The sequence below is a fragment of the Lunatimonas lonarensis genome (assembly GCF_000390185.1).
GTDB classification, from domain to species: Bacteria; Bacteroidota; Bacteroidia; order Cytophagales; family Cyclobacteriaceae; genus Lunatimonas; species Lunatimonas lonarensis.
This window is the reverse complement of record NZ_AQHR01000041.1, coordinates 153,595-165,739: the sequence shown is the minus strand read 5'-3', so window position 1 is coordinate 165,739 and position 12,145 is coordinate 153,595. Positions and strand designations below refer to the sequence as shown.

Genomic DNA, 12,145 nt, shown 5'->3' with positions numbered 1-12,145 from the left:
GTATTATAGATAGATTTCAGAAATAAGTTTATTGTCTTCATGTTTCAAAAACCGTACGTCTGGATTGGGAAAGGCAAACTCACCTGGCCAATCCGGATCCCCGGAAAAATCGGCTTGTTGATCTAGGGTTACATACCCATCCCGTGTGAGCGGCTTCACCTGCTCCGTTTCCGCAGAAAATGCCAGTTCTGGTTTGATGTAGCGCCAGTTTGTAGACCGATTGGAAAAATTCATATAAAACTCGGTAGGATGCTGCTTAAGCGTGCCATTGCCATTTAGGATATTAAAATCGCCACTCTGACCTTGCATAGACAAAAGAAGCAGACCTTTACATCCTACCGGAAAAGATATCCCAAGTCGCTGACAAAGGTTATCTACTTCTGAAATAGTGGCAAGGAAGCTGGAACTGAATTCGTTGGAGTCTTGAACAGGAAACGGAAGTAGGCCATCCGATACATAGTGTCGCTCCAGGTTATTGCACCAGACCATTCGTCGGTTATCTAAAAAGGGCATGTCCGTGTAATTCTCAAAAAACATGTCGCGGTAATACAGGCCAAACACCAGCGTAAGATCTTGCAAAATCGGTATAAACGACCGCTGCCCTTCCTCCGGGTCACGGCGCACCCTTACCGTAAAATGGGTATTGCTGACTTGGGTTAGCATTTGGTGGCCTCTTAGCAATTTAAGGGTGTTTCCCAAGGGCTCTATAGCTATAAAATCCTGCCAACGGTAGCGTGATAGCTGACGTTGCCTATCCGACTCAGCCAAATCTTCGAACATCACCTCACCAACGTTTAGATAGAAGCGGTGATAAATCCGGATAGATGCCAACGTATGAAACTCAAAAACAGCCATGGTTAACGGTGCTTAAGGGTATTTTCTACTGTCTCAATCAATGGGCCTGTGCCAGAGACCTTGTCCGCCTGAATAGGCAGCAGGCATATTTTGTAAAGTACCGAGGGCAATTGCCTTCCACCTAGGGTTCCCCATATGAAGTTCACCTCTTCAAACGACGGGCTAAAAAGATCCACCGTAAACCGAAAAGGCCCAACAGCAGCCATGGAACTGATTTCCCGATCGTACAACGTATTCGCCTGTGTAAACAGCCTTTTGGATTGAAAAAAAGCCATTATCGTAGAAACATCCCTAAGTGCATGCGCATAAGAGGTTCTGTTGGCGCTGAATAGTGCAAAAACATGGATGTTTACGATTGGATTACGGTAGATCGCTTGGGTATCCTGCATCGAATGATTGGGGAAATTTTTCAATGCAGCTTCTTCCTGAAAATTGACAAGGGTCATCACCACTTTATCCCGCATCGCTTCTGCTACTTCCGACGCACCGTCCACAAATGCTATATTGTCTAATATTACCTCGGAATCGTTTAATCCAACGTCTCTAAAGTAACGGTTTACATCTTCTGACAATATTTGAAAAATTTCGAAAATCATGCTACTAACCAAATTAATTGACTTTCCGTGAAACTTCGTTTACAATGGATCAAAATAGGTTGATAGGAAATAATTAGCGTATAAAGGCTCAATTTCTGTTTGTCAATGGCAAATAGCCATACAAAAATTCAGAATTTACTGCCTAATGGATATTTGAAATAGGGTCATTATTCCAAATAAATATAACTGCCTTGTCAAATTTGACATTATTAATTTAGAAATCCTAATGGGGTAAAAAATATTTTTCAGCTTTTGATTATTTTTCTTTCGGTGCAAAAAAACTTCATATATTAACCAATGACTTATTAAAATTTTTATATTACCCTAAAAATATTATACTTTTCGTTCCTTTGAGCAAACGGGATATCACCGAAAAAAATTAAGGATCTACGTTGGCTTTCGTAGACCCTTTGCAAATAAAAACAGAACGCTAACCTTTGATCAAAAGGTCTCACCAATCTTCTCAAGAATTTTATAGGTAATCAAATAGGTAGGCCGGATTCCCTCCATCCCAAGTGCACCCGATGCGAGGGTGCTTCCAGTCTCCAAGGGATTATCAGATGCGTAATAGGCGTACAGAACCTTCACATTTTTTCTGATGTTGTTTCTGATTTTGCTGGAAGATTGGATGGCTTTTTGGTAATGGGCACCTTCCATTTCCAGGCCAACTGCCCGCCACGAAGACTCCATAAAGTACTGAAGCACATCCCGGTTTTGAAGCGATGTCCCCAGCACCGTGATCATGGGGCCTTCAAATAGCTGCAATCCATATCCATGAAAATCAGCGGACTTCAGCTCATTCTTAAATGGATAATTATCTGCGGTTCCTTCAAAAACATGGCTTGTGGGAATCATAATATCACCCTTTGATCCCTTCAAGATCCCGGCCTTACCCATAATCGATGCCGTGACCACGTCTAATGGAATCTTCTTTCCCTCTTTTTCATACGGCTTAAGCAGTTCATCAAAGCACTCATAGGCCTGCTCGCCAAAGGCATAGTCCATGACGATAAGGACGGGCTTCTTCTTTGTTTCCTCCGGTAAAACAACGGCCGGAATCAATGATTTTACCGCCATTTTGCCCGTATCGATGATTTGAACGCCGATGTTGGTACCGCTGAGGTCGGGAAGCTCGATAAGTCCGTGGTTTTTTGCATAGGATTGAATCTCCCTGCCTTTATTGTTTTTACCTGACATCCCTATCTCAAGTGCCTCCTTCTCGATCTCTTCAAAACCGCCAAGACCCAGTGCCTGATGTCCATATATGGTATTTGTAAAACTATGGAGGTTGGCACTTATGATATGGATAGGCCTTTGAATCAGCCCTTCATCATCCAATACTTTCTTGATACGTTCGGCCCACAGTTCCCCATACACATGGTGGCCTACCCGCTCCCTCAGCGTTGCCGAAAAACTGATCTGCCTGTCTTTGCCTTCTGCCAGCTCTTGCATAGACAAGCTTCCCAAGTTGTAAACTATTGAAAAGAGGCTATTGGTATGATGGGAAGATTCAAACTTTTCCACGGCCTGGTGGGTCTCTTCAAAGGTCCTCCCGGTTATGTGGCTAAGATACGAGCAGGCGGCCTCCCGGTTAAACTCCTCGTCCCGTCTCTCTTTTTCCACAATTTTCTCCAGCATCTCCCAATTTAGGTTGATGGCTCCCTTGGGATCCATACTGTTTCGGGCGATCTTTTTTGATTCGATAAACAAAAACGTCAGGTGGGTCAGTATGTCGTAGATGTCACTTTTTCCACGGGTCATCTCCACGTACATTTGATCCTCATCTACCCGATAGCAGTTCCTACGTCTCTTGGCAGGCACAATGGGCGTAAACCCGGAATTCTCGTAGCCTTCCCTGCTGATCAACCTAATATACCTGCATTCTTCTATACCCCTTGGAAGCCGCTCCATGACGTACAGCAAACCATCCAGTTCGATTTTTTCCGAATCGGTTACCAGTCCATAAATCTCCGGACTGAGTATCAGCAAAGATTCGATCAGCGACTCACCGGAAACACCGGTAGGCTTATAGTTTCCCCTTGTAAAAAGGTGCCGCATGGTGATATACAGCCGTTCAATGGCAGATCTGGATTGTTGCGCTTTGGTTCTTTTTATCATAGTCGTCTATTTCTTCTACAAAGATAACCAGTGGGGGTGGGTAACCCCTAAAGAATGTAGATGATTTTACCGGTAGGGTCTATTGGATCCCCCATTAAAACCAGTTTACCACTCCGATCACCTTTTGATTGGCGATGTTTTCCGTCAGGCCCTACCGATTTCGTACCCTACTTCAGTCTCTCTTTGAAGAGCTTTTTGAATTTCTCGACTTTCGGTCGAACGACAAACTGGCAATAGGGCTGGGTGCCGTTCAATTCAAAATAGTTCGTGTGGTAGTCCTCGGCTGGATAAAAATTGGAAAACGGTGTAACCTCAGTAACAATCGGATCATCAAAGGTTCTTTGGTCTTCCATTTGTTTGATTGTGTCCTTTGCAACCCGTTGTTGGGCCTCACTGTGGAAGAAGATGGCAGAACGGTACTGGGGGCCTACATCGGCTCCCTGCCGGTTCAGGGTCGTTGGGTCATGGATGGCAAAGAATACCGAAAGGATTTCCCCATAGGATATCACGGTAGGATCAAACTGAATGTGGACAACCTCGGCGTGGCCCGTGGTACCCGTGACCACCTCCTTGTAGCCGGGCGAGGCTATATGGCCGCCAGAAAAACCCGACTGCACCGAGGTTACTCCCCGAAGTTTCAGGAATACAGCTTCCGTACACCAAAAGCAGCCTGCCCCTAAGGTGGCAAGCTCCATTCCTGGTTCCGCTGAAACGATTGTAAATGGTATGGATGTCATGCTTATCTCTTTTTTGTGATTGGTTGGATTCTAACAGGTCCTTTGGGCAAAAAGTTTTTATCCACCTCTACCCCTTTCTGTGTCACCGAGATCCGGTTATCTCGATAAAGATTCATCATGGATTCCCGCACCTCGGGCATAAAATCCCGCCAATCCTCTGGATAAAGCCACCGGGCTATTTCCGATGGGCAAAAGCTGCTGTTACCACGTACCCGGCACATCTCAAGGATGGCAATCTCCATCACATCGGGAATCATACATCGAAAAGGTTTAGTTGGCCGCCACGAACAAACTGGGTAAAATCATAGTCCGGCATGGTTCGTCCTGGTAAATGCCTGGAAACCGCCCGCGTGAAAAGTTGCTGAATCACCTGGGCCAATACTCCCTCCCCTTTCATTCTCCTTCCCCATACTGAGTCATTGACCGATCCTCCATGCAACTCCCTTATCTGATTGATCACCTTTGTGACGCGGTCGGGAAAATGGCGCTGGAGCCATTCTCTAAAAAGCTCCTCCAACTGCCCATTCAAGCGTACAACAGTGTAACCCGCTCCCAAGGCGCCAGCTGCCGCACTCTTGGCTATGATTTGGTCTATATCCTGCATGTTGATCCCCGGAATGATGGGAGCCACCATCACCCCGCAGGGAATGCCTTTGGCACTAAACTCCGCCATTAACTTAAACTTTCGATCTGCAGTTGCGGTGCGGGGCTCCAGCAACGACTTCAGTCCATCATCGACGTGGTTTATCGAAAAATAGATATGCACCAAGCGATGCCCGGCCATTTCCTCCAGTAGGTCTATATCCCGGCGCACAAGTACGTTTTTTGTTATGATGCTGACAGGATGTCTAAACGCCAGACAGGTTTCCAACACACGCCTCGTCAGCTGGAATTTCTTTTCCGCCGGCTGGTAACAGTCCGTATTCCCTGATAGAAGAATTGTGGCCGGTTGATAGTCCTTTCGCCGGAAGGCTTTTTCCAATGCCTTATCTATGCCCTGCTTGACCAAGATAGTCGTTTCAAAACCCAGGCCGGCATCATAGCCCCAATACGTGTGGCTGTTTCTGGCATAACAATAGATGCATCCGTGTTCGCACCCCTGATAGGGATTCACCGAATAATTTAGACGAAGGTCGGGGCTGTCATTTTTGCTCAGCGGGTTTACTGTCCCCACGATGATAAATTCTGTCTTGGGCCTGCCCGAGATCAACTCCTCGTCCAATCCCTCTGGGAACTCCTGTACCACATGTTGTTTCAAAAACAGGTTGGATGGAGCATATCCCGCTGCCCGGCCTTTTAGAAATTCTGGATTCATACACCCTAATCTACCCTATTTTGGCGTAATAACCAATCGGCAGGACCGTATTATCGCTCACAGATCATTATGAGTGTTGGCGGAAAATTCTTTAGGGTAAAGGTGGTTTTTATTTGCTTAAAATAGGGGGCTAAATGGTATTTGAGGGAATAGGCGTAAAGAATCTGGATAAACCTGCCCTTGTCATGCAGGAAAGCGCTTGATTTTTCTATGATGCGGGTTCGGACGTCTTTGGGAATAAGGGAGAAAGGCAAAGAAGAGAGGATCAGATCAGCCTTGTTTCCGTTCAGGTAATCATCCAGCTTTTCCGCTGAGTCACAAACGATTTTTACATTGGGTTGTGTAAACTGCGCTTCAAGATTTTTGCAGAAATGCTCGTTAATCTCAAAAACCAACAGTTTTGCATCGGGACGCATTCGCTCGACGATCCCCTTTGTGATACTCCCATCACCGCCTCCTAATTCAACGATCAATGTTGCCTCCGAAAAGTCTGCAAACGACAACATTTTGTTTACAAGGGATTTAGAGCTAAACGTTAACGCACCGGTTGTTTTGATGTTGAAAAAAAGCTCCTTGACAAGCGACCCCTTACCCATATAGTTTAGTTTGAATGAAAGGCAAATATAAAAATTGGATTATAAACCTGATCAACCACCTCAATATATTATGGCACGCAAGGCCATCAGACGGCTAGCTGCGTTGGGCAAGGCATTGCCTAAAGATTGAGCGTTGCCACTCCTCCCCTGATTTGAACTTTTGCGGAAAATCCTTTTTTCCATGTCCTGGATACCGTTACCTTGCAGGTTGATGTTGATTTAGCAATATGGCTTTAAAAAGACCAAGGAAAATCCTGTTTTTTTTATGTTTTTTTCTGCCTTTCCTTAGTGGGTTTGGACAGAGTGATCCTACAGGTAAGCGAGCGGTTACGCGAACCTATCTGATACGGAATGCTACGCTCATCATCGACCCAAAGACCACGCAAACCGGCCAGGATGTATTGTTCTCCGATGGAATAATCAAGGCCGTTGGAAAAAATCTTAAGTTCCCCCCCGAGGCGGAAATCATTCAGGGAGACTCCCTGTACGTGTATCCCGGCTTTATCGATATGGCAAACAAAAGAGGTGTTTCCACGCCCCCTGCCATGGAAAAGCCAAAAAACTTTGACAGCTCTAAGCCCGAGGACTACCTGGCGGGGATCCATCCGGAAGTCTCTGTCCTAAACCATTTCAATCCCGCCTACCCCCAGATTAGCGAATGGAGGAAACTTGGATTTACCTTAGCCCAAGTAATCCCTATGGGCATGGGGATGCTTCCTGGAAACTCGGCACTCGTAGGCTACGATAATTCGGATAAGTCAGCCTTGGTTGTTAAGGAAAGGTCTTCTGTGTACGCCAGGTTCAGTGCGGTTGGAGGCATGTACCCTTCCAACAACCTGGGGATAATGGCCAAATTCCGTGATCTGTTCGAAAATGCAAGGGTTTTGGACGTTCACCTAGCACGTTTCAACTCAAATGTTGGGGTTTCCATCCCGGAGAAAAATCCGGTTTTAGAAAATCTGATTCCTCTTGTCAAAGCGCAAAAGCCTGTTTACTTCGAGACAAATTCCGCTTTGGACGTAGGCAGGGCACTAAGGCTCAAGAAGGAGTTTGGGTTTGACCTGATATTGGGTGGCATCTCAGAAGGCGAAGAATACCTGAATGATATCAAAAATTGGAACGTGGGTGTGGCATTGAGTCTTAATCTTCCGGTGGAACCTGACCTCTCAAAAAAATCCTCCGAGACAGGTGGAGAGTTTGAACGCTTAAGCCAACGCGTATTGGAGGCGTATGAAGATAGGCTGTCGTTGCCTGCTAAATTCGAGGCAGCGGGCATTCCATTTGGATTTACAACCAAGCAATTGGCCAGCGACAAGTTTCTATCAAATCTAAGGATAATGATAGCCCATGGCTTATCGGAGGAAGCTGCTTTGGCCGCACTCACCGTCAATGCCGCCAAGCTACTGAAAGTGGATCAACTTACCGGGGACATCAAGGCTGGAAAAATGGCCAATTTTGTTGTGACTACCCGGCCGATCTTTGATCCCGAGGTTCAGATCAGTCAGGTAATTGTCAATGGTCAGGTGTTTGAATACGAGAAAAAGGAAAAAAAGGAGAATGCAGATACCAAAACAGCAAAAACGGAAGTCTGGCGATACCAAGCCTCTACCCCTTCCGGGAAAGCTTTTGGAGATTTTTCCCTCTGGCAGGAATCCGGAAAATGGGTGGGCGAAATAACGATAGACGATCCCGAAAAACCAGGCCATAAGACCATCCTGTTGGAAAACGTTCGAAAAACAGCCACTATGATGAGTTTTGGACTTACACTAAGAAGCGGAGATCGGGACATTCGTCTAAACGTTAAAGGTGATGTCTCCAGCAATTCCTTCAGTGGTATCATGGACATTATGGGGAACGATCGCTTTCCGTTCAACGCAAAGAAAACCGATAAGCCAAACATATGAATAGAGGCTTTTTACTCATGCTCGCTGCTTTTTGGAGCACTTCCGTCCTGCCCCTTTTAGCGCAGGACCAATCGAAGGATAGTTACCTCATCAAAAATGCGACGGTTATTACCATCACGCAGGGGACATTGGAGAATACCGACGTATGGATTCAGGATGGAAAGATCAAACAGATAGGTAAAGGCATCCGACCTACCGGTAACCCAACTGAAATTGATGCGTCGGGGCAGTTTTTGATGCCCGGGATCATCGACGCGCATTCACATATTGGCTTGGAATCCATCAACGAAGCAACGAGTCCCATTACCTCGGAGGTCAAAATGCGCGATGTGATAAATCCCTTTGATGTGGGCATCTACAGGGCACTTGCCGGAGGCGTAACGATCTCCCACGCCATGCACGGGTCAGCCAATGCCATTGGAGGTGAAAATATAACCCTGAAACACCGCTACGGCACCAAAGATCCGGAACGCTTGGTAATGGCCGACGCGCCAAGGACCATCAAATTTGCCTTAGGCGAGAACCCCACCCGAGTACACGGCAGGGGAAAGGGTTTGCAGCCGAAGAGCCGTATGGGGGTTGAGGCAGTGATCAGGAACGGATTTGAGGAAGCCCTACAGTACAAAGCGGCGTTAGAAAGATACTACCGCTCACTTTCGCAGAAGAACACTACCGAGATCCCGCCGAAATTCGACGCGAGATTGCAAACCATCAGCGATATTTTGGACGGAAAGATCATCATACATTGCCATTCCTACCGGGCGGATGAAATCTACATGCTAATCGAGCTTTGCAGGGAGTATGGGATAGAAAAGATAGTTTTCTCGCATGTAAACGAGGGATTCAAGGTAGCACCGGAGCTCGCGGAGTACACAATGGGTGCGTCAATTTTTTCCGATTGGTGGGCCTACAAGTTTGAAGTGTACTATTCTACCGCTTACAATGCAGCTGTGCTGGCCCGAAACGGGGTGATCACGTCGATAAATTCCGACTCGGGTGAGGTCATTCGGCATCTTTACCATGAAGCGGCCAAAACCCAACGCTATGGGGGACTAAGTGATGAGGAGGCACTCGCAATGATCACCATCAATCCCGCAAAACAACTGGGAATAGACCGTTTAGTCGGTTCGATAGAGGTAGGAAAGCAGGCTGACTTGGTTTTGTTTGATAAGCACCCACTTTCTGTTTATACCATTCCGCAAATGACCTTTGTCGACGGTGTCAAGTACTTCGACCGAAGCAACGACCGTGAGGATCAGCGTTTGAAAGTTAACCCCTCCGAACTGGTGGAACCAATATTTCTATATTCACAAGACCATAGCTGTATGCAGGATGTGTCCTTTTATTTCAGCAACTTTGGCAGAAATCTATTCGAGCATCGGCACTGATCCAACGTAAGACCATCCATTCAATCCGCCTATCCATGAAGTTTTATTTTCGCCACATAACCCTCCACGTTTTATTGCTGGCCTTCCTGGCAACTCCGTTATATGGCCAAGAAGAAGGTGCGGTATTAAAATCTGAAAAGGGTCCCTTTTTGCTGAAAGGAGGGACGTTGGTCACCGTATCGCAGGGTGTATTGGAGGCGACCGACCTGCTGATAGACAACGGGAGGATTGAGCGCATAGGCAAGGATTTACCAGAGGGTGATGTACGGGTAATAGACTGTACAGGAAAATTTGTTTATCCTGGGTTTATCGACTCCGGAACCCGGCTTGGATTGGTTGAGGTAAACTCGCTCGAGGAAACCAGAGACTATCAGGAAATCGGGCATGTCACCCCCAATATGCAGACGCTGATCGCGGTGAACCCAAATGCTGTCGCCATACCGGTGACCCGTGTAAGCGGTGTAACCACTACCTTGGCGCTACCATCGGGAGGCCTGTTTCCCGGCACTACGGCCCTGATCCACCTGGATGGCTACACGCCAGAGCAGATGTACGCTGGGTTTAAGGGCGTGATGCTGGCATTTCCCAATACAGGACGGACGGGGCCAAATGACAACAGAAACGAAGAAACCGTTAAAAAGGAAGCAAACGAAGCCATCCAACAGCTTGATGAGGTGTGGAAAAATGCGGTTCGCTACGCACATCTTACGCAGGCAGGAGCGAAACTGGAGTACTTTCCTGAAATGGCACAGCTGGCCCGCGTGGTTCGAGGGGAAATGCCTTTGATCATCGAGGTCAATACAGCCGCAGATATTTTGCGTGCGATCGACTGGACGAAGGAAAAGCACATTCAACCCATTTTTAGCGGCGTAGCAGAAGGGTGGCGTGTTGCCGACTCCATAGCGGAAGCAGGTATCCCGGTCATTACAGGGCCTGTATTGGCGTTGCCCACCCGGCACTCAGATCGGTATGACGTGTCCTATGCCAATGCCGGAAAACTGGCGGCGGCCGGGGTGAAAGTAGCACTCCGCACAAACGAAGCCGAAAACGTTCGGAACCTACCTTTTCATGCCGGATTTGCGGCAGCCTATGGATTGGGTGGTGAGGAAGCCCTCAAAGCCGTAACCATAAACGCAGCTGAAATATTTGGATTGGAAAAGGAAATCGGCTCGCTTGAAGAAGGCAAGCTTGCCAATCTGTTTGTTGCCGATGGGGATCCCTTTGAACCCAAGACCCAGATCCCCCATGTGTTTATTCAGGGATATCGGGTTCCGATCACCAACCGACAGATTAGGCTCTACCAGGAATTTATCGACAGAACTCCCGGATTGTCACGATGATTTTTACAGTTTGTCGCGCCAAAACAACGATTATCTCCAAATGACGGGTATATTTGCCCTGTTGCCTATTCTGCAAATAGCCCACTTTTAATTGCCGAGTAGACACTGTCAAAAACCAAGCCTGTCATGAACCACTACTTGAAAACCGCGGTCACTTTATTGTTACTTTCCTTTTGGGCTGCCTGTGCGCCAGATAGCGAATATTCCAGGGTGGAGGAATTGATAACGGAAGTTAGATTATACCACGCACCCGATAAGCGGATTGCCCTTTGGGAGATTAGTTTTCAGGACGGAGTGCTTCAGGGGGAAACCAATCTTCCAGAAGCGATCAATTCCCTCACCACAAAACTGGATCAGGAAAGCATTTCGTACCAAAACAGCATTGCCCTGCTTCCCGAGGAAGCACTTGGTGATCGGAATCAAGCATTGGTCACCATCTCCGTCGCAAATATTCGCAGTGCTCCCCGCCATTCTTCCGAACTTGCCACACAGGCATTGCTGGGCACCCCCCTTCGCGTATTAAAGAAGGAAGATACCTGGTATTTGGTTCAAACACCGGAAGGATATATTTCCTGGGTAGATGCTGCCGGCATAGCACTGAAATCCAGTGAAGAAATGAACGAATGGATCGCGTCGGAAAAAGTGGTATTTACCGAAATGCTGGGCACATTGTACCAGGAAGCGGCATTCAACTCTCTGCCCGTTTCCGATTTGACGGCAGGGAATATGGTCAAGCATATAGCTACCGAGGGAAACTTCCATCTGGTTGAGTTGCCGGACGGTCGTAGAGGTTTTGTACCCCGATTGGAAACCATTGCCTACGGGGATTGGATAGCAACCCGTGAACTCTCTGACACCAATTTGATAAAAACGGCTAAGCTGATGATGGGGGTGCCCTACCTTTGGGGAGGAACATCACCCAAAGGAGTCGATTGTAGCGGTTTCACAAAAACGGTTTATTTCCTAAATGGGATGATCATACCACGGGATGCATCCCAACAAGTCCGCGAAGGTGAGGACATAGACACCTCTGCGGGGTGGGATAATTTAGAAGTCGGAGATCTGCTCTTTTTTGGTGTTCCCGCCTCGGAAGATGCCCCCGAGCGAGTGGTCCACGTAGGCATGTGGATCGGAGACAACTCCTTTATCCACTCCAGGGGAAGGGTTCGCATCAGTAGCTTTGATCCGGATGACGAAAACTACGACGAATACGAGCTCAACCGATATCTGCGTAGCAAACGGATACGGAACACCACCGGGAACCATCTGTGGAAAGTTAATAGCCTAATCCAATAA

At 47.2% G+C, this 12,145-nt stretch carries 11 protein-coding genes; 4 read left to right on the top strand and 7 right to left on the bottom strand.

Translation table 11 applies throughout. The features are described 5' to 3' along the window. Positions 1-3: 3 nt before the first annotated feature. The 7 genes from ADIS_RS06345 to ADIS_RS06315 form a co-directional block, all read right to left on the bottom strand. Positions 4-855, bottom strand: a complete 852-nt coding sequence (locus ADIS_RS06345) for a hypothetical protein (RefSeq protein ID WP_010853555.1) — start codon at positions 853-855, stop codon at positions 4-6. Between the two features lie 2 nt (positions 856-857). Continuing rightward, positions 858-1,451 carry a DUF4255 domain-containing protein gene (locus ADIS_RS06340; RefSeq protein WP_010853554.1) on the bottom strand — a complete coding sequence of 198 codons (594 nt, stop codon included), beginning with the start codon at positions 1,449-1,451 and terminating at the stop codon, positions 858-860. Between the two features lie 441 nt (positions 1,452-1,892). Continuing rightward, complete coding sequence (locus ADIS_RS06335; RefSeq protein WP_010853553.1) at positions 1,893-3,569, bottom strand: DUF6909 family protein; 1,677 nt, start codon at positions 3,567-3,569, stop codon at positions 1,893-1,895. 167 nt (positions 3,570-3,736) lie between these two features. Next, on the bottom strand, positions 3,737-4,306 hold the full coding sequence (gene msrA, locus ADIS_RS06330; protein ID WP_010853552.1) for a peptide-methionine (S)-S-oxide reductase MsrA: 570 nt from the start codon (positions 4,304-4,306) through the stop codon (positions 3,737-3,739). A 2-nt stretch (positions 4,307-4,308) separates the two neighbouring features. Continuing rightward, complete coding sequence (locus tag ADIS_RS06325) at positions 4,309-4,563, bottom strand: DUF3253 domain-containing protein (protein WP_010853551.1); 255 nt, start codon at positions 4,561-4,563, stop codon at positions 4,309-4,311. Then, positions 4,560-5,621 carry a PA0069 family radical SAM protein gene (locus ADIS_RS06320; protein ID WP_010853550.1) on the bottom strand — a complete coding sequence of 354 codons (1,062 nt, stop codon included), beginning with the start codon at positions 5,619-5,621 and terminating at the stop codon, positions 4,560-4,562. The genes ADIS_RS06325 and ADIS_RS06320 overlap by 4 nt, the downstream gene beginning before the upstream one ends. A gap of 50 nt (positions 5,622-5,671) precedes the next feature. Continuing rightward, complete coding sequence (locus ADIS_RS06315) at positions 5,672-6,217, bottom strand: class I SAM-dependent methyltransferase (protein WP_010853549.1); 546 nt, start codon at positions 6,215-6,217, stop codon at positions 5,672-5,674. A 227-nt stretch (positions 6,218-6,444) separates the two neighbouring features. Between ADIS_RS06315 and ADIS_RS06310 the strand changes: the two genes are divergently transcribed. From ADIS_RS06310 to ADIS_RS06295, 4 genes are all read left to right on the top strand, one after another. Next, complete coding sequence (locus ADIS_RS06310) at positions 6,445-8,121, top strand: amidohydrolase family protein (RefSeq protein ID WP_010853548.1); 1,677 nt, start codon at positions 6,445-6,447, stop codon at positions 8,119-8,121. Between the two features lie 17 nt (positions 8,122-8,138). Continuing rightward, complete coding sequence (locus tag ADIS_RS06305; protein WP_051113276.1) at positions 8,139-9,509, top strand: amidohydrolase family protein; 1,371 nt, start codon at positions 8,139-8,141, stop codon at positions 9,507-9,509. 35 nt (positions 9,510-9,544) lie between these two features. Further along, positions 9,545-10,849: an amidohydrolase family protein gene (locus tag ADIS_RS06300; RefSeq protein WP_010853546.1), complete on the top strand. Its 1,305-nt coding sequence runs from the start codon at positions 9,545-9,547 to the stop codon at positions 10,847-10,849. A gap of 126 nt (positions 10,850-10,975) precedes the next feature. Further along, on the top strand, positions 10,976-12,145 hold the full coding sequence (locus ADIS_RS06295; protein WP_010853545.1) for a C40 family peptidase: 1,170 nt from the start codon (positions 10,976-10,978) through the stop codon (positions 12,143-12,145).